Annotated in this window: 11 protein-coding genes and 9 pseudogenes; 12 read left to right on the top strand and 8 right to left on the bottom strand. The window is 50.3% G+C overall.

Features of this window, described 5'->3' with window-relative positions; translation table 11 throughout:
- Positions 1-14: 14 nt before the first annotated feature.
- Positions 15-353 (bottom strand): annotated as a pseudogene (locus SIB38_RS09965) (IS6 family transposase); the annotation flags it as partial.
- A 203-nt stretch (positions 354-556) separates the two neighbouring features.
- On the opposite strand from SIB38_RS09965, the gene SIB38_RS09960 reads away from it, so the two are divergent.
- A complete protein-coding gene (locus tag SIB38_RS09960; protein WP_412551952.1) occupies positions 557-862 on the top strand; it encodes a hypothetical protein in 306 nt (101 codons plus the stop codon).
- Positions 863-1,030: 168 nt separating this feature from the next.
- Here the strand turns inward: SIB38_RS09960 and SIB38_RS09955 are convergent.
- Positions 1,031-1,186, bottom strand: a pseudogene (locus tag SIB38_RS09955) (ATP-binding protein); the annotation flags it as partial.
- Between the two features lie 81 nt (positions 1,187-1,267).
- On the opposite strand from SIB38_RS09955, the pseudogene SIB38_RS09950 reads away from it, so the two are divergent.
- A pseudogene (locus tag SIB38_RS09950) lies at positions 1,268-2,609 on the top strand (IS3 family transposase).
- Between the two features lie 337 nt (positions 2,610-2,946).
- Here SIB38_RS09950 and SIB38_RS09945 read toward each other — a convergent pair.
- A pseudogene (locus SIB38_RS09945) lies at positions 2,947-3,322 on the bottom strand (transposase); the annotation flags it as partial.
- 628 nt (positions 3,323-3,950) lie between these two features.
- Between SIB38_RS09945 and SIB38_RS09940 the strand changes: the two are divergent.
- The 3 genes and pseudogenes from SIB38_RS09940 to SIB38_RS09930 form a co-directional block, all read left to right on the top strand.
- A complete protein-coding gene (locus tag SIB38_RS09940; protein ID WP_412551951.1) occupies positions 3,951-4,517 on the top strand; it encodes a hypothetical protein in 567 nt (188 codons plus the stop codon).
- Positions 4,518-4,570: 53 nt separating this feature from the next.
- Positions 4,571-5,697, top strand: a protein-coding gene (locus SIB38_RS09935; protein WP_412551950.1) for an IS3 family transposase whose coding sequence is annotated in 2 segments (ribosomal slippage) — positions 4,571-4,835 and positions 4,835-5,697 — 1,128 coding nt in all. Because the reading frame shifts where the segments join, the coding sequence is not laid out codon by codon here.
- A gap of 100 nt (positions 5,698-5,797) precedes the next feature.
- Positions 5,798-6,177, top strand: a pseudogene (locus tag SIB38_RS09930) (transposase); the annotation flags it as partial.
- A 73-nt stretch (positions 6,178-6,250) separates the two neighbouring features.
- Here the strand turns inward: SIB38_RS09930 and SIB38_RS09925 are convergent.
- Positions 6,251-7,630: pseudogene (locus tag SIB38_RS09925) on the bottom strand (DDE-type integrase/transposase/recombinase).
- 232 nt (positions 7,631-7,862) lie between these two features.
- Here SIB38_RS09925 and SIB38_RS09920 point away from each other — a divergent pair.
- Positions 7,863-10,136 carry a CHASE3 domain-containing protein gene (locus SIB38_RS09920; RefSeq protein ID WP_412551949.1) on the top strand — a complete coding sequence of 758 codons (2,274 nt, stop codon included), beginning with the start codon at positions 7,863-7,865 and terminating at the stop codon, positions 10,134-10,136.
- A 101-nt stretch (positions 10,137-10,237) separates the two neighbouring features.
- Here the strand turns inward: SIB38_RS09920 and SIB38_RS09915 are convergent.
- Positions 10,238-10,900 (bottom strand): annotated as a pseudogene (locus SIB38_RS09915) (IS6 family transposase).
- Between the two features lie 247 nt (positions 10,901-11,147).
- On the opposite strand from SIB38_RS09915, the gene SIB38_RS09910 reads away from it, so the two are divergent.
- The 3 genes from SIB38_RS09910 (at position 11,148) to SIB38_RS09900 (ending at position 15,144) form a co-directional block, all read left to right on the top strand.
- A protein-coding gene (locus SIB38_RS09910) for an IS3 family transposase (RefSeq protein ID WP_412551948.1) occupies positions 11,148-12,274 on the top strand; the annotation gives its coding sequence in 2 pieces (ribosomal slippage) (positions 11,148-11,412 and positions 11,412-12,274; 1,128 coding nt in all).
- 335 nt (positions 12,275-12,609) lie between these two features.
- Positions 12,610-13,131 (top strand): oxidoreductase, encoded by a 522-nt coding sequence (locus SIB38_RS09905; protein WP_168591910.1) that lies wholly within the window; start codon positions 12,610-12,612, stop codon positions 13,129-13,131.
- Positions 13,132-13,266: 135 nt separating this feature from the next.
- Positions 13,267-15,144, top strand: a complete 1,878-nt coding sequence (locus SIB38_RS09900) for an ATP-binding protein (RefSeq protein WP_412551947.1) — start codon at positions 13,267-13,269, stop codon at positions 15,142-15,144.
- A 272-nt stretch (positions 15,145-15,416) separates the two neighbouring features.
- Here the strand turns inward: SIB38_RS09900 and SIB38_RS09895 are convergent, their stop codons facing one another.
- Together SIB38_RS09895 and SIB38_RS09890 are read right to left on the bottom strand one after the other, a co-directional pair.
- On the bottom strand, positions 15,417-15,617 hold the full coding sequence (locus SIB38_RS09895; RefSeq protein WP_412552034.1) for a DDE-type integrase/transposase/recombinase: 201 nt from the start codon (positions 15,615-15,617) through the stop codon (positions 15,417-15,419).
- 185 nt (positions 15,618-15,802) lie between these two features.
- Positions 15,803-16,560 (bottom strand): IS5 family transposase gene (locus tag SIB38_RS09890; RefSeq protein ID WP_412551946.1). Its coding sequence is split into 2 segments (ribosomal slippage): positions 15,803-16,239 and positions 16,239-16,560, totalling 759 coding nucleotides; the frame shifts between segments, so codons are not numbered across the junction.
- A gap of 515 nt (positions 16,561-17,075) precedes the next feature.
- Here SIB38_RS09890 and SIB38_RS09885 point away from each other — a divergent pair.
- A complete protein-coding gene (locus SIB38_RS09885; RefSeq protein WP_412551945.1) occupies positions 17,076-17,627 on the top strand; it encodes a molybdopterin-dependent oxidoreductase in 552 nt (183 codons plus the stop codon).
- A gap of 97 nt (positions 17,628-17,724) precedes the next feature.
- Positions 17,725-18,224, top strand: a pseudogene (locus SIB38_RS09880) (transposase); the annotation flags it as partial.
- A 91-nt stretch (positions 18,225-18,315) separates the two neighbouring features.
- On the opposite strand, the pseudogene SIB38_RS09875 reads toward SIB38_RS09880, so the two are convergent.
- A pseudogene (locus tag SIB38_RS09875) lies at positions 18,316-18,876 on the bottom strand (transposase); the annotation flags it as partial.
- A gap of 88 nt (positions 18,877-18,964) precedes the next feature.
- Between SIB38_RS09875 and SIB38_RS09870 the strand changes: the two are divergent.
- A protein-coding gene (locus tag SIB38_RS09870) for an IS3 family transposase (protein ID WP_412550264.1) occupies positions 18,965-20,307 on the top strand; the annotation gives its coding sequence in 2 pieces (ribosomal slippage) (positions 18,965-19,292 and positions 19,292-20,307; 1,344 coding nt in all).
- Positions 20,308-20,575 lie beyond the last annotated feature (268 nt).

Here is a 20,575-nt window from a genome sequence, read left to right as displayed (position 1 = left end):
TCCTCTGACATGACCGTCACATAGCTTTCCAGAACTTCACCTTCGTGATCGACGGCCCGCCAAAGATAGTGCCGTTCGCCATTGATCTTCACGAACATTTCATCCAGGTGCCATTTTCAGTTCGAGTGATGACGCATGGTTTGAGTTCGCTTCTTACGGATTTCTGACGCAAATTTGGGGCCAAACCTCTGCCACCAAAAGCGTACGGATTCGTAGCTTACGTCGATACCTCGTTCATGCAGAAAGTCCTCCACATTCCGAAGCGAAAGCGGAAACCGGATGTACATCATCACCGCTAGGCGGATGACTTCTGGGGAGGTACGAAAGTAGCGAAAGGGCGATTTGTTGGCCATGCCCGAACGCTACTTCCCCAACCTGCCCAACTCAAGTCACATCCCTCTGACACTGCCTCAACTTAAGTTCCTTTGACAGTGCCCTATTGCCTAGCCCGACCAGCCTCCAAGTGCCATCGTTCTGACAAGACCTCATTGAAAACTCGTGCAAATCACACTACTGACACAAGCAGGAAAGTAAAAATGCACATGAGACGCTTGTTATGAACACCATTGCAAAATTGACAGAGCTCAAAAAACTCATGATGTCGATGGAGAATGCCTTGGGTTTGAACGATCTGTCCAAAGTTGAGCGCGATGTTTACTGTGCTGCTTGCGAACTCACAGATGAAAGTGGCAGGGTAAGAACAATGGATATGCTTGAACATACCTTCGTTCTCAACGTATCCCGCCCAACTTTTTTTCGAGCGCTCAAATCGCTCTTGAAAAAAGGGTTGCTTTCCAATAACGGGGTGGAAGGCAGAGGGTGGTACTATGTAAAGGTGACCACAGCCAACGCCAATGACTGATGGAGTGTCAACGGCGGTGTAAAAGCCTGCCACTGTGGCGGAATACAAGCAGGCCATTTCAGTGCATGCAGCTCGGAGCGTGCGGCCGTAGAATAGTAAGAACTCCAAGGCGAATTGGCGGGCGGGCCAATTGTTCATTTGCCAATTAGCAGGGTTTGCGAGGAGTTCCCGGCTTTGGTTCAAGCGGTAGCTTTGGCCGTCCATCTCCAAAATGTTCACGTGGTGTGTGAGCCAGTCGAGCAATGCGTCTGTGAGACGTTCGGTGCCGAGGGTTTCCGTCCATTCCTCGAACGGCAAATTGCTGGTGACCAATTTGGAATGCCTGACGTCAGCGCCTATGGGACCAAATAGCGGTATTTGCTAAGAGAGTGTTCTTGGCTCATCGTAGCCACCGAGGAGTGGACGATGAGAAAGACAACGAAGAGCCCGGGCGATAATATCGTCAAAGATATCAAACGCGCGACACGCAAGCACTATTCTTCTGAAGAGAAGATCAGGATCGTCCTAGATGGGTTGCGCGGCGAGTACAGCATTGCTGAACTGTGTTGCCGTGAAGGTATATCACAGGGCATCTATTACAAATGGTCCAAGGACTTTATGGAAGCCGGTAAGAAGCGGCTTGCTGGGGACACGGCGCGTGCTGCAAACACCGATGAGGTGAAGGAACTGCGCCGAGAAGCAAAGGACCTCAAGGAAGTGGTTGCGGAACAAACGCTTGAACTACGTCTGCTCAAAAAAAGCATGTTCAACGGTGGGGATGACCCCGAATGAGAGAACCTGCATCTGAGAAGATTGAGATCATCCGGTTGGTTGAAGAGAGCCATCTGTCGGCGCATCTAACATTGGCCAAGCTCGGTATTCCCCGCACCACGTTCTATCGCTGGTACGGCCGGTATCTTCAGCGCGGTGAGGCTGGCTTACAGGACCAATCACCCAAGCAAAAACATGTCTGGAACCGTGTGCCCGACGAGGTGAAGCGCAAGGTTGTCGACTTCGCCTTTCAGGAGACGGAGTTGTCACGCCGCGAGCTGGCAGTGACGTTCACGGATCAGGAGCGCTACTTGGTGTCAGAATCCACTGTGTATCGGGTGCTGAAGGCGCATGATCTGATCACCAGCCCGACGTTCATCGTCTTGAAGGCTGCTGATGGGGTCAAAGACAAAACGACTGCGATCAATCAGCTCTGGCAGACCGACTTCACCTACATCAAGGTGATGGGATGGGGCTGGTTTTACCTCAGCACGGTTCTCGACGATTACAGCCGCTACATCGTCTCCCGGAAGCTCTGCACGACCATGCGGCTGAAGATGTGACCGACACGCTGGACTTGGCGTTGAAGGCATCTGGCTGCGATCATGTTCACGTCGTTCACAAGCCACGTCTGCTCAGCGACAACGGATCCAGTTACGTCTCGGGCGATCTAGCAGAATGGTTGCAAGACAAAGGCATGAAGCATTCTCGTCGTGCGCCGTATCATCCGCAAACCCAAGGCAAGATCGAACGCTGGCATCAAACTTTGATGAAACGCATCTTGCTCGAAAACTACTTCCTGCCCGCCGATCTCGAAGCGCAAATTGAAGCCTTCGTCGACCACTATAACCACCAACGCTATCATGAGAGCATCAACAACGTCACACCCGCCGATGTATACTTCGGGCGTGACGAAGCCATTTTAAAACAAAGGGAAAGGATCAAACGCAAGACGCTCGAAACGCGCCGCTTGCATCACCGCCAGCACGCCGCATAACCGCACAAACCAGATGAGCCTAACTCTCGTTTAGTTTAGGCCGCCTCTGGTGCCAAAAACTCTGACGACGGACACTTCCTGCCCGGCGACCTTGAAGCTCAGATCGAAGCCTTCGTAGACCACTACAACCACGAGAGCCTGAACAACGTCGCACCCGCCGATGTCTACTTCGGCAGGGACAAAGCCATTTTGGAACATCGAGAAAGGATCAAACAGAAGACGTTAAAAGCGCGCCGCTTGCATCACAGTCAACGCGCAGCATAATCAAATCGAACAGATGAGCAGAACACTCTATTAGTTTACGCAGCTCTTGGCTCCAAAAGCTCTCACGACCGACAGTCTTCGTACCACATTTAGTCCGGCCGATTAGGCTTCCACGCCCCCTTTTTCACGCCTATGCTCGTCGCTGTTCAGTGGGACTTGAGATAGGTCGCGTCGATCATCACGGTCTTCTCTTCACCGAGCTCGGCGGCCAGGCCGGTCATCATTCGAGCGAAGATGCCCTTGTCGCTACACCGTTTCCAAGGGTTGTACAAAGCCTTATGCGGCCCACAGAAAGCGGGAGTATCACGTCACCGCACCCCTTTACGATTGATGAAGATAATACCACTCAATACACCCCGATCATCGACACGGGGCTTGCCGTGAGACTTCGGGAAAAAAGGTTTAACACGCGCCACTTGCGCATCGCTCAACCAGAAAAGTTCAGACATGATCACAACTCGATTTTCGAACCGTGAATCACGCCGCGGAGAGGAAATCTCTGGGTCTTGACCCTAAATACTTCAAGAGATTCATTAACCTCATGGAAATAATTTCATGTGCAAATTATACATTCAGGAATAATTTTCGAGGCGGTCAAAAATGGGGTTGGCAGAAAATACCGAATCAGTATCGAATATTTTGTTAAAGATGGAGGGCGCAAATGCTGCTGTCTCAACTACATAGCTCTCCTTAGCGAGGGCGAGATAGTGGTCTCAGTTAAAATTGAACTCGCGACGACCCTCAGCTGACCGTGACCAGAGAGATCGGAATCTAAATTCCGCCTAGGCTGAGCTGTATTTACTATTGCTGGCATGCCGGGCACTGGAGAATTTCAAATAGAAAGCTGTTCCCAACTTTCTGGCTTTTCTAGGTGTTGGACGGCTGATGACGTGATCGAAGAACACACCTGAGCCGCTCATACGTTCTGTTGCGACATCAAGATTTATGGATATTGACAGTTCAATCGACCAATCTGCCGCAACTATCGAAAGTAACACGATGTCAATCTAAGTGAAGCTTTGGTCGCAATGGATATAGGCACTCACCAGATGTTTTACTTCAAGGAAAGAATTTGAGTTGTTTAAACCAATCTACTTTAAGCTAAACGTTCTAGAGACGACTAAAGAAACTCTATTCACATCAATTTTCTATTTCTTAGCCTTTTTCATTACATTTGAGGTATTTATGCCAATTCAGAGCATGGCTTTCCCGGACTACAGCAGCCATGCTAGCCTGATATTTCTGCCGCATGGTGTCCGCGTCATAGCTGCTTGGCTACTTGGCTGGCGCTCAGTGATTGCACTACTTCCTGGTGTCTTTCTTGCATATTACTACTTGGCAGGTGCTAGTGTTTTTGAGTTAAGCCGTTTGATAGGAATGGCCGTTGCCGTTGTAGTAGCGCCGTTCTTATTCTATTTAGCCAGGGCTTTGGGATGGGATGTGGCTCCACGATCGGACAGAAAACCTAGCTGGTCCTCCATAATGATCATTGGAGGCCTTGCTGCTGTTGTGAGCTCTACCCTCACCAATCTTGCATTCGGTAGTACTGCGACTGAATACTTCGCATACCTGATCGGAGACATTTCCGGTCTGTTTTTCCTGATGTTGTTCTTGATGTTTTCTTTTCGAGCGCTAAGAAAATGATCCTCCCCCACTGAAGTGGTCCGCCGCTATGTTTAGAAAACGGAGGACTCACGATGGGAAATAAGCGACACAAGCCCGAGGAAATTGTCACGAAGTTACGGCAGGTTGAGGTGCTTGTCGGGCAAGGAATGGCGCGGGTTGATGCGATCCGTGAGGTTCGCATAACCGAACAGACCTATTATCGCTGGCGCAAGCAATATGGCGGGATGGGAACCGACCAACTTAGGGAACTAAAACGCCTTCAGAAGGAGAACGAACGGCTGAGAAAGGCTGTGTCCGACCTCACTCTGGACCAGTTGATCTTGGCGGAAGCTGCGAAGGGAAACTTCCAAGCCCCGCGCGTCGCCGGACTTGTATCGATCACGTGCGAAGCCAGTTCCGGATTTCTGAACGTCGAGCCTGTCGTGTGCTGAAGCAACACCGATCTACACAACGAAAGTTGCCTCGGGGCCGAGCCGATGAAGAGAAACTGGTCGCGGATATGATTGAGCTGGCACGTCAGTATGGCCGATACGGTTACCGCCGGATCGCGGCATTTCTGAGAGATGGAGGCTGGCAAATCAACGACAAGCGTGTGGAGCGTCTGTGGCGACGTGAGGGGCTGAAAGTGCCAATGAAACAACCGAAGAAAGGGCGGCTCTGGCTGAATGATGGATCATGCGTTCGGCTCCGGCCCGAGCATCGCAATCACGTCTGGTCTTATGACTTCGTGCATCATCGAACCGACGATGGGACGGTGTTCCGCACTTTGAACATCCTCGACGAACACAGCCGGGAATGTCTGGCAATCAGGGTAAAGCGCAAGCTGAACTCTGGCGATGTGATCGACGCCTTGAGCGACCTGTTCATCCTGCGCGGTGTACCTTCCTATATCCGCTCTGACAACGGCCCAGAGTTCATTGCTCAGGCGGTTCAGGACTGGATTAAAGCCGTTGGCGCCAAGACCGCCTACATCCAGCCGGGCAGCCCCTGGGAGAACGGATACTGCGAAAGCTTCAACGCCCGGTTCCGCGACGAGTTTCTAAACGGTGAGGTCTTCTACAGCCTGCGCGAGGCTCAAATCCTGATCGAACAATGGAGGAAACACTACAACACCAAACGACCGCATAGTGCTCTGGGCTACCGCCCGCCGGCGCCGGAAACCGTCGTCCCGATGGACCAGAGGCCAATCATGCACTAACAATCAAACTGGACCACTTGGGTGGGGCTGATCAGAAGGTCAGGACCCATTTATTTCCTCTCTGCGGCGTGGTTCACGGTTCGAAAATCGAGTTGTGATCATGTCTGAACTTTTGTGGTTGAGCGATGTGCAAGTGGCGCGTCTTAAACCTACCTTCCCTAAGTCTCACGGCAAGCCGCTTGTCGATGATCGGCGCATATTGAGTGGCATTATCTTCATCAATCGCAAAAGGGGTGCGGTGACGTAATACTCCCGCTTTCTATGGGCCGCATAAGACGTTTTACAACCGTTGGAAACGGTGGAGCGACAAGGGCATCTTCGCTCGAATGATGAACGGCCTGGCCGCCGAGCTCGGTGAAGAGAAGACCGTGATGATCGACGCGACCTATCTCAAGGCCCACCGAACAGCGACGAGCATGGGCGTGAAAAGGGGGGGGGCGTGGACGCCTAATCGGCCGGACTAAGGGTGGTATAAACACTGTCCGTCGTGAGAGTTTTTGGAACCAAGAGCTGCGTAAACTAATAGAGTGTTCTGCTCATCTGTTCGATTTGATTATGCTGCGCGTTGACTGTGATGCAAGCGGCGCGCTTTTAACGTCTTCTGTTTGATCCTTTCTCGTTGTTCCAAAATGGCTTTAACCCTGCCGAAGTAGATATCGGCGCGTGTGACATTGTTCAGGCTCTCATGTTAGCACTGGTGCTTGTAGTGGTCTGCGAAGGCTTCGATCTGAGCTTCAAGGTCGCCGGGCAGGAAGTAGTTTTCCAGCAGTACCCTGTTCTTGAGAGTTTGGTTCCAACGCTCAATTTTGCCCTGGGTTTGGAGGTGATATGGTGCGCCGAGCGAGAACTTCATGCCTTTGTTCTACAACCATTCAGCTAGATCAGTGGAAACTTAACTGGATCCGTTGTCGCTTAGAAGACGAGGCTTGTGACCGACATGAACCTGATCGCAACCTGATGCCTGCAAAGCCAAGTCCAGTGTCTCAGTCACATCCTTTGCCCTCATGGTCGTGCAAAGCTTCCATGAGATGATGTAGCGGCTTTAATCGTCCAAGATCGCGCTGAGATAGAACCAGCCTCAGCCAAGAACCTTGAGGTAGGCAAGGTCAATATGCCAAAGCTGGTTGATGGCCGTCGTCTTGTCTTTGAATTATTGTGCGGCTTTGAGCACTATGAAGGCGGGGCTGGTGATCAAGTCGTGCGCCTTCAAGATCCGATAGGCCGAAGCCTCTGAGACAAAGTAGCTTTCTCTGTGTGTGAAGGTCACCGTCAGCTCTCTTGGCGACAGTTCGGTCTCCTTCTGCGCCAACTTCACAAACTTGCGCCGCACCTCATCAGGGATACGGTTCCAGACGTGCTTGGGCTTGAAGGATTTGGTCTTGCAGCCCCGCCTCGCCACGCTGCAGGACAAGATCATACTAACGATAGAACGTACGCAGGATACCCGGTTTGGCCAATGTTTGACGCGCTGATAGCGGCGAGCTCTCAACCAGCCTGATGATCTCCAACTTCTCAGATGCGGCATACCGCATTCTTGAGCGCCCCTATCCATTGGCCGGCAGGGGATTGCGGAGCAATGTCCCGAGGGGCGTCGATCATGCTTTTTGAGAAGGCGTAATTCCAACGCTTGCTCCGCCTCGATTTCTTTCAGATCACGCGCCTCACGCCGCAAATCTTTGACTTCATCGGTTGTGGCCGCACGGGCCGTATCACCAGCCTGTCGGCGCTTCCCAGCCTCCATAAAGTCCTTCAACCACCTGTAGTATATGACTTGAGAGATGCTCTCACCACGGCACAGTTCGGCGATGTTGTACTCGCCACGCAGGCCATCCTGCACGATGCGGATCTTCTCTTCTGCGGAATACTGTTTGCGTACTGCCCGTTTGAAATCTTTGACGATCTTCTTACCAGGGCTCTTACTTGTCTTTCTCATCTTACACTCCTCAGTGGTTACGATGAGCCAAGAACACTCTCTAACAAATTTGCCCTATGTGGACCAAAACGCGCTGACGTCAGACAATGCAAAGTTCCCTTCCGATGGTAAGAAATTTACAACCACTTCAAAGTATCAAAATGACACAACTAAATGATTATGTCCGCCTAACCGATGAGCTTTTATGCACGAGCGGAATTTTTAGAATACTTAGCTGAAACTGGAATGTGCTATGGAAAAGTCGAAGATTAGAAACCAATTTAAATGGGGCATCAAGCACCAGACATTGATGATTGCCGCTATTCCACTGATGTTAATGGTTGCCGTAAGCACTAAAACATCGGGAAATTTGCAAAAAATGGATGCGACAAGTGAATGGGTGAATCATACTTATGAAGTGCTTGAAGAAACTGCAAACATAACTGCCTATGCTGTAGACATGGAAACCGGGTTGAGGGGTTTTCTTCTTGCGGGTCGGAACGAATTCCTAGAGCCATATGAGGCTGGACGGGAGAAGGTATTTGAACAACTTCACAAGTTACAAAGAAAGGTAAATGATAACCCCCCCCAGGTAGCTAGATTAACAGAGGCAGAGAACATCCTACTTGAGTGGGATAAGAATGTTGCGAAACCATTAATATTGATGCGACGTGAAATTGGTGACGCTCCAAATATGAACGATATATCAGCCGACATACAGGAAGGTCGTGGTAAAAAAATCTTTGACAAAATTCGAAGAAAAATATCCGAATTCACTAGCGTAGAAGAATCCCTTCTAGAGAAACGTAAGAGAGCATTCAAAGCTGGATTCTCGAATGAAAGAATAAATGGGGTAGACGCCGTAGAGCACACTCTTCGAGTAATAGGAAAGATAAATGCACTCAGGGAATCCACGATTAATATGGAAACTGGCTTCAGAGGTTTTCTGTTATCAGGAGATGAAAGTTTTCTTGATCCATATTATTCAGGAGACAAGTTATTTTCAGATCTCGAAAATGATATAAAACAAACAGTCTCGGACAACCAAAACCAAGTATCAAAAATAGAAGAAATCTCAAATTTAGTGAAAAACTGGAAAACAGAAATCGTTTTACCGATGATCATGAAGAGGCGCGAAATCGGAAACTCCCCAACAATGGACAATATGGCCGACTTAGTTTCGGTGGGGCGTGGAAAAACTTATTTCGATGCATTCAGGGCCAAAATGAGTGACTTTTCTGTAATAGAGCGCAACCTTATGCAGAACCGATCCGCAGATAATTTAGCAATTTCAAATGAAACTACGAAAGTATTAATTTGGGCGTCATTCGCAGCAGTCTTGGTTGGTGGTTTGACTGCTCTATTGATTGGTGGCCGCATTGTTAGCGGAGTTCAGCGTATTGGTTCCGCTATGAGTCAACTGGCAAGTGGTAACAATGATGTCAATGTTGTCGGGCTAAAGCAGAATGACGAAATTGGCGAGATGGCTCGCGCGTTGGATGTCTTCCGAACCTCACTCAAAAGAGTCCGAGAAGAGGAGCGTGTCAAGGCCTCAAAAGAGGCAGAAAAGCAAACATTGGTTGTACAATCACTCAGCAAAGGGCTGTCCGAAATGGCTAAAGGAAACCTAACAATAAAAATCGAAGATACCTTTCCTGCAGAATACGAGTGTTTAAGAGATGACTTCAACACCACCGCAGCCACTCTTGAAGAAGCAATTACTCAAGTCACCGATATCGCAGATCGAATTGATATAGGCTCGTCAGAAATCGCCAGCTCATCCGAGGAGCTCGCGAAAAGAACTGAGAGACAAGCAGCCACTCTCGAGGAAACGGTTGCTGCTTTGGACGAGCTGAACTCTAGCGTTTCTGAAGCCTCAAAAAATTCTGAAAATGTAAGAGACGTAGTCATGCAAACCAGATCTGACGCGCACAATGGTGGTAAAATCGTTCGGGATACTATATCCGCGATGGTAAAGATTGACGAATCTTCTCAACGAATTTCACAAACTATCAACGTTATTGATGATATCGCATTTCAGACAAATCTATTGGCCCTAAATGCCGGAGTTGAGGCATCGAGAGCCGGTGAAGCAGGACGTGGTTTTGCCGTAGTCGCCTCAGAGGTAAGGAAACTCGCTCTTCGTTCGGCAGATGCTGCCATGGAAATTAAAAATCTCATATCGGAAAGTGACCATAATGTTTCTGATGGAGTTGAATTAGTTGGTAAAGCAGGAGATTCTATTAATAATATAGTGGACCGCGTGGATGATATCTCTGAATTAGTAAGTAAGATTGCAGAAGGAGCCTCTATTCAAGCCCTTTCAGTGAACGAAATCAGCCAAGGCGCAGTTCATTTGGACTCCGTCACTCAGCAAAATTCCGTAATGGTTGAGGAGTCGAGCGCCGCGACCGCATTGGTCAGCAACGATGCGATGGAACTTAAAAAGATGATGAGCAGTTTCGTTATCGAACAAAGCAATTTTGAGAATGACGTTCTTGGATGTTCGCCTAGAAATGTTGCATAAATTGTCAGACATTTTCTTCCTGTTCGCAGGCGTTTCGGCGGAATAGAAAGTACTGTCAGATTAATTCGAACTAGTCTCAGCTAGAACAGTATCTCTGCCCCTTATTTAGCACAATGTTGGCACCACTCGGCCAGAGTGGTGCCACGGTTCAATTTGAAGTTTTGTATAGAATAGAGACTGCACTTTGATTTGAAGAGGTTGAGAACCGTAGGGTGGACTTAGGCGAACTTTTGCAAACTTCGTAGCCTCAGAAAACTTTGCATTGCCTGTTTTCCTCGTCGAAAAGATTGGTGCGAGTTCTCTGCTCAGTTGTCTACCCAGCGACCTGTTCCCAGCCGATCAGAGTTTTCAGTTTCCTTCAATACTGCACTATAGGATTGAAGCTTGTCTGCGACGATTATTTCCAGACAGCCAAGCCTACGCATTGATTTCTTGAAGAATTTCAATGCCGCCCTCTTATACCTCGTTTTCGTAACGTAGCTTTCCAGCACCTCGCCTTCGTGATCTACCGCTCGCCACAGGTAATGCCGTTCTCCATTGATCTTTACGAACACATCGATGGGGTGCCACTTCCAGTTCGAGTGGGACCGCATGTATTCTGTACGCCTCTTGCGAATTTTAGAGGTAAACTTCGGCCCGAACCGCTGCCAAAAGAACCGAACAGATTCGGAACTTACGTCAGCGCCACGTTCGTTTAGCAGATCTTCCACATTCCTTAGCGACAAGGGAAACCGAACGTACGTCATCACTGCGAGGCGGATGATCTAAGGGCTGGTTTTGAAGTTGCGAAATTGGCACGGTTTTTAAATGGTGAAACGTAAACGCCCCACCCTACTCGCCTCAAGCCGGTTTCCTCATACAAGGCCAATTGCCCTATTTGGCCCGATGGGCGCAGACGTCAGAGAAAATACAATTGCTAGCCAAGCTATTCATAGACGAACCAAACATTCCAAGCTGATCCTCCCCCACTGAAGTGGTCCGCCGCTATGTTTAGAAAACGGAGGATTCACGATGGGAAATAAGCGACACAAGCCCGAGGAAATTGTCACGAAGTTACGGCAGGTTGAGGTGCTTGTCGGGCAAGGAATGGCGCGGGTTGATGCGATCCGTGATGTTCGCATAACCGAACAGAGCTATTATCGCTGGCGCAAGCAATATGGTGGGATGGGAACCGACCAACTTAGGGAACTAAAACGCCTTCAGAAGGAGAACGAACGGCTGAGAAAGGCTGTATCCGACCTCACTCTGGACAAGTTGATCTTGGCGGAAGCTGCGAAGGGAAACTTCTAAGCCCCGCGCGTCGCCGGACTTGTATCGATCATGTGCGAAGCCAGTTCCGGATTTCTGAACGTCGAGCCTGTCGTGTGCTGAAGCAACACCGATCTACACAACGAAAGTTGCCTCGGGGCCGAGCCGATGAAGAGAAACTGGTCGCGGATATGATTGAGCTGGCACGTCAGTATGGCCGATACGGTTACCGCCGGATCGCGGCATTTCTGAGAGATGGAGGCTGGCAAATCAACGACAAGCGTGTGGAGCGTCTGTGGCGACGTGAGGGGCTGAAAGTGCCAATGAAACAACCGAAGAAAGGGCGGCTCTGGCTGAATGATGGATCATGCGTTCGGCTCCGGCCCGAGCATCGCAATCACGTCTGGTCTTATGACTTCGTGCATCATCGAACCGACGATGGGAAGGTGTTCCGCACTTTGAACATCCTCGACGAACACAGCCGGGAATGTCTGGCAATCAGGGTAAAGCGCAAGCTGAACTCTGGCGATGTGATCGACGCCTTGAGCGACCTGTTCATCCTGCGCGGTGTGCCTTCCTATATCCGCTCTGACAACGGCCCAGAGTTCATTGCTCAGGCGGTTCAGGACTGGATTAAAGCCGTTGGCGCCAAGACCGCCTACATCCAGCCGGGCAGCCCCTGGGAGAACGGATACTGCGAAAGCTTCAACGCCCGGTTCCGCGACGAGTTTCTAAACGGTGAGGTCTTCTACAGCCTGCGCGAGGCTCAAATCCTGATCGAACAATGGAGGAAACACTACAACACCAAACGACCGCATAGTGCTCTGGGCTACCGCCCGCCGGCGCCGGAAACCGTCGTCCCGATGGACCAGAGGCCAATCATGCACTAACAATCAAACTGTACCACTTGGGTGGGGCTGACCACAAGCACAACCCACATACTACCGGGCCTTTGCGCGCAATAACAGGTTAAGGGGGCAGTGATGACGCGGCAACGCCTAAAAAGCAAGCGGATGAAGGCTCAAGATTTCTGCGTTGAGCAATAAGTGGACCGCGCTAGTTTTAATGAAGTCTTAACTCATCTTTCGTAAAATACTATAGTTTTTTGTATCAAAAGAACGAAAACAAACCAAATGCTCTGATCCAAGCTCCAGAGCCAGGAACAAGAGAAAGCGACACTGGGGTGGATTGGAACGTCCTTGGATGACAGATGAGAAGTGAGTAAATGAACAACAACTGGACAATACACTTAAAAGGCCTTGTTGCAGCTGCGGCCGCTACCATTTCGTTCTCAATGACTGCGACAGCAGAACAGCTTCCTATGCCCACCGGCGAAGTCATTTTGACTGTATCTGGCGCTATTGGCAAAACAAACACGCAGGCAGGCGTAGAGTTCGACTTGGACCTGCTTAGGGCGCTGGAATGGGAGGAGATTAATACCTTTACGTCGTTCACCGAGGGCATGCAGACATTTAAGGGTCCTAGGCTATCATCGTTACTAGATTTCGTTGCGGCATCAGGAACCATAATTGGCGCTTACGCGATAAACGACTACTTTGTGGATATTCCAGTAGCACACGCGGAAAACCAAGAGGTTATTTTAGCAATTTTTCACAACGGCAAGGAGATGACCGTGCGTGACAAGGGGCCAATCTGGGTCATTTACCCGCAGTCCGAAGACGAGGCCAAGCTAAAGAAATTTGATAATGAAATGATTTGGCAGCTAGTTTCCATGGAAATCCGGTAACCAGCCGGCTCGGTAGAATTATGAAAACTAGGGTGCGGACACATAGCGATAGAGTTGTTGTCCATGCCTGTTAGCCTGGCCTTTTGCCGTCTATCTGCCCGCTGATTGAGCAGGGCTTTGGGTAAGGATTTGATCATGACGTTACGCCTTTTCCTCGCGTTGTGGCGGCCCGCCGTAGTACTATTCTTGGTTGGAGGCATTGTGTTCTTTGCCTATGTATCCGAGACAAGAAGAGTCGAAGTGGCCACCCAGAACGCCTTGGATCTGTCATCACTGACATGGAAAGTAAACGAGACGATTTTCGAAACCCATCGGCTGGAACTTGCTTTGCATAGATACATGGCAGGTGATCTTTCTCTGGATACGTTACGCATGAGGGTGGACATTCTGTGGAGCCGGATCGATGTGATTGATACGGCGCAATCAGAGGCCAGCGTTAACCTTCAAAACATGATTGAAACCTATCGGGCTTTTTTGTCAGAGTTGGATACCACTATTATTCGCACCGAGAGCCCGCCCACGACTGTCTTAGCGCCATTGCAAGAGCAGCTGGCCGCGCTTGTAAGCGCGTTTCGCAAAATCTGGATAGTTGAGTTCCTTCAACAGCATCGCTCTATTGTGCAGGCCTCTGCGTATCAAAGTTCTCAGGATGCTCTGTTTCAGAATCGCGTAGTCGTGGTCGCCTTGGCGTTTTTGGTGATCTACTTACTGGTAGAATGCCTAAACTACGTCCTATCAGCAAACAAAGAACGCGGTTTGCGCCAAGAAGCGAATCTTCAGAACGAAGCAAAATCAATCTTCGTTGCCAAAGTCAGCCACGAAATTCGAACACCGCTAAACGGAGTTTTAGGTATGGCGCAGCTACTTTCAGAAACATCTTTGACCGAAGCGCAGAGGAAAATGGTTGGCGTAATTTTGACTTCTGGTGAGCTACTTCAGAACACTATTAATGACATTTTGGACATGTCTAAAATTGCATCTGCTGATTTTGAAATCATATCAGAGCCCTTTGACGTGGCGCAACTAGGACAACAGTTGCTAGTCTTGCATGAGCATACCGCCAGGAACAAGAATCTGACGCTGAAGGTCATCGTTGACCCAAATTTGCCCAAACATGCTGTTGGGGACGCCATGCGCATCAGCCAGGTGCTGAACAATCTGATTTCCAACGCGCTGAAGTTCACTGAGACCGGCTATGTCACCGTAAGTTTGAGCGTCGATTTGACCAGCGCGACCAGCGCGATGCGCCTTGTTGCAAGTGTTCAGGACAGCGGTCCTGGCCTGTCAGAAACCGATGTTGCTCGAGTGTTTGAGCCTTTCTATCAGGCTGGAGGCTCAGTAGAGGCCTTACAACGCGGTACCGGGTTGGGTCTATCGATTTCATCAGCATTGTGTAAGGCAATGGGTGGCACACTATCCGTGGTCAGCACCGTGGGACGTGGCAGTTGCTTTACTGCAAGCTTTGAATTGAAGGCTATCATTCAAGACGAACCAAGCTGCATGATGGTCGAAGATGTTTGGGGTAAAGCTCTGCTCCACCGCATTGCGGATATGCGTGCAGCACAGCAGGAACATGGGCTGGACAGTGACAAGCTGAGCATCCTGATTGTGGATGACGGTGAGGTTAATCGCCGCGTTCTGCGCGCATTTGCAACGCCGCTTTGTTCGGTTATCGACGAGGCAAAAAGCGGCGAGGAAGCAGTTAGCAAAGCAGAGGAAAGTTACTACGATGTAATTTTTATGGACATAAACATGCCCGGCATTGGAGGCCTAGCGGCAACCGCAGCGATCCGGGAGAATGTCAAAAAGCGCGACGCCCCCACCTCAGCAGTGATCGCCGTGACTGCCAATGTGATGACGCATCAACTAAAGCAATATTTGGAATGCGGGCTGGACCACACCATTTCCAAACCAGTGCGCAAAGCAGATCTCACCGCTTTACTATCATATGTGCGGTCTGAATTGAGCAAACCTCGATCACAAACTGCCGGCACAGAAGTGCTGTCAGACTAGTTCGAACTAGTCTAAGCGAGGACAGATTTTCGGTCCTTTATTCGGCGCAAAGTGGGTACCACTTGGTCAGAACAGCGCCTCGGTTAAGTGTGAAATTTTGTCTTGAATAGAGACTTAAATCCGAATTGTAGAGGTCGACAACAGAAGCGTAAATTGACGCGGACTTCTGCGAACTTCGTAGCATCCAGAATCGCTGCATAGCGCGTTCTCGTCATCTAAAAGGAAAATGCGAATGCTCAGCTCTGTGGTTCAGCCAGCGGCTAGTTTCTTGCCTATCCAAGCTGCCAACCTCTTTCATCGCAGCTTCGCAAGCGCGGACTTTGCCGGTTGCGAGTGAGCCGACCGTAGCGCGGTATTGATTTCTTGGCAAACTTCAATGCGCGCTCCCTGTCTCGCGCCAACGGCACATAGCTTTCTAAGACTTCACCCTCATGATCAACGGCACGCCAAAGATAGTAACGCTCGTCGTTGATCTACACGAACATCGCGTCCAAGTGACATTTCCAGTTCGAGTGACAACGCATCGATTGAGTTCGTCTATTGCGGCTCTCTGATGCGTATTTAGGATCAAGCCGCAGCCACCAAAACCGAACAGGCCCATAGCTCACACCTAAGTCACGTTCGTGCAGCAGATCTTTGACGTTCCTAGGGTCAGGACTCATAGCCAGTAAATAACGAGAGCTGCGAGGGCGATGGCGGACAGGAAGACCTTCGGGCATCTGTCGTATCGAGTTGGGACACGCCGCCAATCCTTCAACCTGCCGAACATGATTTCGATCTGGTTGCGCCGTTTGTAGCGGCGCTTATCGTACTTTACAGTCTTTTTGCGCCGCTTTCGACCAGGGATGCAAGCGCGTATCCCTTTGTCTTTCAACGCTTCTCGGAACCAATCGGCGTCATAACCCCGATCTCCAAGCAGCCAGTCCACTTTGGGCAATCTGCTCACCAATGCCCGCGCGCCGATGTAGTCGCTGACTTGCCCGGCTGTAACGAACAGGTTGAGAGGGCGTCCCCGGCTGTCGCAGATGGCGTGCAGCTTGGTATTCATACCGCCCTTGGTTCGGCCAATCAGGCGTCCTCGCCCCCCTTTTTGACGCCCAAACTGGTCGCGGTTCGGTGAGCCTTGAGGTAGGTGGCGTCAATCATCACAGTCCTCTCTTCGCCGTGTTCGGCAGCCAGACCTACCATCATCTGCGCGAAGATACCTTTGTCGCTCCAACGCTTCCAACGGTTGTACAGCGTCTTGTGCGGCCCGTACTCCGCAGGTGCATCGCGCCACCGCAACCCATTGCGATTAATAAAGATAATCCCGCTCAAGACACGTCGATCATCGACGCGTGGTTTGCCGTGGGATTTAGGAAAGAAGGGCTCAAGACGCGCCATCTGCGCGTCCGTCAACCAGAAAAGATCAGACATGTTCACCGCTCGTTTTCAAACCGTGAAGCATGCCATTAGATGGAAATCAATGGGTCCTGACCCTAAGCGGCAGGGGGTAACCGAATGTAATTCATCACTGCGAGGCGGATATTCTCACGGGTGGTTTTGAATTAGCGAATTTGAGATGGCAATGGGATGGCGGAACGCTACCGCCCCCCCCCTGTGCGTTTCAAGCGGGTTTCCTCTGACATGGTCTTGAAATCGCCAAAAAGACGGTTAACCTAGGCGAAAATCCACGCAACTTAGAGGTATTGGTGAAATTTGGGAAACCGATTTTTTACTACAGCCTTAAGATAGATACCTCGATCTGGACTACAAGTTTGCTTTTTTACATTGCCCACATCTTACATGTGGATACACCATCTATTAACTAATCTGCATCTCAACAGATCGATACGTCTATACTTTTAATTATGACTCGCAATTATCACCTGAATCTTTGACTAGAGCTTTTCAAAAATTCTCTAAAACACAAATGACTAGGAGTAAATTCAATGTTCAGAACGATACTTTTGGGATATCTTATGATTGTTATTGGTCTCAAACCGGTTGATACTCGGGCTAATCCTGCGCCTAAAATTTTGACACTTTTTGGTGAAATTGGAGTGAAAAATCGAGATGAGCTGAGCGAGTTCGGCGATGCATTTATGCATTATCAAGGCTTGGCAGACTTTGAGAGCGCTTATAGCTTCGACCGAGTTTCTTTAGAAAAATTACCTCAGCACACTATAATCGCACATGCTGAAAAATGGCAAGGTGAGCATGGATCATACTCATTTTCCGGCCCCCTATTAGATACAGTACTGTCTCATGTTCAGGCTGATGTAGAGTCAGTAACAGTTATAGCATTGGATGGATATTCTTGGGAATTTCAGCAGTCAGAGTTAGAAAGCAGAGACTTGGTGCTCGCAACCCAGATGAATGGCGTACCATTATCTATTGGTGGTCGTGGACCACTCTGGCTAGTGGAACCCACTGAATATCCAGTAGCTGATGAAATTGAAGCGGCATGGGTGTGGGCTGTTTACCTAATTAAGGTCCAATAGTATGTCTAACGTCAGCGCCTACGGGGGCAAATAGGGCAATTTGATCCTCCCCCACTGAAGTGGTCCGCCGCTATGTTTAGAAAACGGAGGATTCACGATGGGAAATAAGCGACACAAGCCCGAGGAAATTGTCACGAAGTTACGGCAGGTTGAGGTGCTTGTCGGGCAAGGAATGGCGCGGGTTGATGCGATCCGTGAGGTTCGCATAACCGAACAGACCTATTATCGCTGGCGCAAGCAATATGGTGGGATGGGAACCGACCAACTTAGGGATCTAAAACGCCTTCAGAAGGAGAACGAACGGCTGAGAAAGGCTGTGTCCGACCTCACTCTGGACAAGTTGATCTTGGCGGAAGCTGCGAAGGGAAACTTCTAAGCCCCGCGCGTCGCCGGACTTGTATCGATCACGTGCGAAGCCAGTTCCGGATTTCTGAACGTCGAGCCTGTCGTGTGCTGAAGCAACACCGATCTACACAACGAAAGTTGCCTCGGGGCCGAGCCGATGAAGAGAAACTGGTCGCGGATATGATTGAGCTGGCACGTCAGTATGGCCGATACGGTTACCGCCGGATCGCGGCATTTCTGAGAGATGGAGGCTGTCCGTCGTCAAAGTTTGTCCGTCGTCAAAGTTTTTGGAACCAAAAGCGGCGTGAACTAAGAGAGTGTTCGGCTCATCGGGTCGGTTTGATTATGCTGCGCGTTGACTGTGATGCAAGCGTCGCGCTTCGAATGTCTTCCGTTTGATCCTTTCTCGTTGTTCCAGAATGGCTTGGTCACGTCCGAAGTAGACATCGGCTGGTGTGACGTTTTTCAGGCTCTCGTGATATCGCTGGTGATTGTAATGATCGACGAAGGCTTCGATTTGGTCTTCGAGATCGCCGGGCAGGAAATAGTTTTCCAGCAAGATCCGGTTCTTCAAAGTTTGATGCCAACGCTCGATCTTGCCCTGCGTCTGGGGATGATACGGCGCTCCACGTGAATGTTTCATGCCTTTGTCCTGCAGCCACTCAGCCAGGTCACCCGAGACATAACTGGAGCCGTTGTCGCTGAGTAGGCGCGGTTTGTGGACAACGTGGACCTGATCGCACCCTGACGCCTGCAAAGCCAAGTCCAGCGTGTCAGTCACATCCTCCGCCCGCATGGTCGTGCAGAGCTTCCACGAGATGATGTAGCGGCTGTAATCGTCCAGGATTGTGCTGAGATAGAACCAGCCCCACCCCAGAACCTTGAGATAGGTAAAGTCGGTCTGCCTGTCTGACGTCAGCACCTATGGGTCCAATTAGGGTGATTTGATAAGGGAGAGTTTCTGGCTCATCGTAACCACTAAGGAGTGGAAGATGAGAAAGACTACGAAGAGCCCTGGCGAGAAGATCGTTAAAGATATCAAGCGCGCCACCCGTAAACAGTATTCGGCGGAAGAGAAGATCCGTATCGTCCTTGATGGTCTTCGTGGCGAGGACAGCATAGCTGAACTGTGTCGCCGCGAGGGGATTTCTCAAGGCGTTTACTACAAATGGTCGAAGGACTTCATGGAGGCCGGTAAGAAGCGGCTGGCGGGCGATACAGCGCGTGCCGCAAACACTGACGAGGTGAAAGAACTGCGCCGCGAAGCAAAGGATCTCAAGGAGGTTGTCGCGGAGCAAACATTGGAACTGCGTCTTCTCAAAAAAAGCATGACAGGCGATGGGGGCGACCACGAATGAGGTATGCCGCATCCGAGAAGCTGGAGATCATCCGGTTGGTTGAAGAAAGCCATCTGTCAGCGCGTCGTACATTGGCCAAACTGGGTATCCCTCGCACCACATTCTACCGTTGGTACGACCGATACCTGCAGCGCGGGGAGGCTGGTCTTGAGGATCAGTCTCCCAAGCCCAAACACGTTTGGAACCGCGTTCCAGACGAGGTGAAGCGCAAGGTCGTCAGCTTCGCCTTGAAAGAGACAGAGCTGTCACCCCGCGAGTTGGCGGTGACCTTCACAGACCAAGAACGGTACTTTGTATCGGAATCCACAGTGTATCGCACGCTCAAGGCACATGACCTGATCACCAGCCCAGCATTCATCGTGCTGAAAGCCGCGAATGAGTTCGAGCATAAGACAACGGCCATCAACCAGCTTTGGCAGACCGACTTTACCTATCTCAAGGTTCTGGGGTGGGGCTGGTTCTATCTCAGCACAATCCTGGACGATTACAGCCGCTACATCATCTCGTGGAAGCTCTGCACGACCATGCGGGCGGAGGATGTGACTGACACGCTGGACTTGGCTTTGCAGGCGTCAGGGTGCGATCAGGTCCACGTTGTCCACAAACCGCGCCTACTCAGCGACAACGGCTCCAGTTATGTCTCGGGTGACCTGGCTGAGTGGCTGCAGGACAAAGGCATGAAACATTCACGTGGAGCGCCGTATCATCCCCAGACGCAGGGCAAGATCGAGCGTTGGCATCAAACTTTGAAGAACCGGATCTTGCTGGAAAACTATTTCCTGCCCGGCGATCTCGAAGACCAAATCGAAGCCTTCGTCGATCATTACAATCACCAGCGATATCACGAGAGCCTGAAAAACGTCACACCAGCCGATGTCTACTTCGGACGTGACCAAGCCATTCTGGAACAACGAGAAAGGATCAAACGGAAGACATTCGAAGCGCGACGCTTGCATCACAGTCAACGCGCAGCATAATCAAACCGACCCGATGAGCCGAACACTCTCTTAGTTCACGCCGCTTTTGGTTCCAAAAACTTTGACGACGGACAGCAGCTAGTTTTTTTGGCGTCGAAAGCCAATTACCGTCAACTGTCTTTTGCATGGCGATCGAACACTGCGGAGTGTGATAACCTTTTACGTTCTGAGCGCGCGATCCTGTCCATAAAGGCCTCTGAACACCAAGTATCCGGCAAAGGTATTTCACAAATCACATCCGCGATGCTTAGACGATCTCTTTCGCGGG

Source organism: Shimia sp. MIT910701 (assembly GCF_047126315.1).
Classification (GTDB): Bacteria; Pseudomonadota; Alphaproteobacteria; order Rhodobacterales; family Rhodobacteraceae; genus Shimia.
Note: the sequence above shows the minus strand (reverse complement) of the source record. Positions and strands in the feature narration are given on the sequence as shown.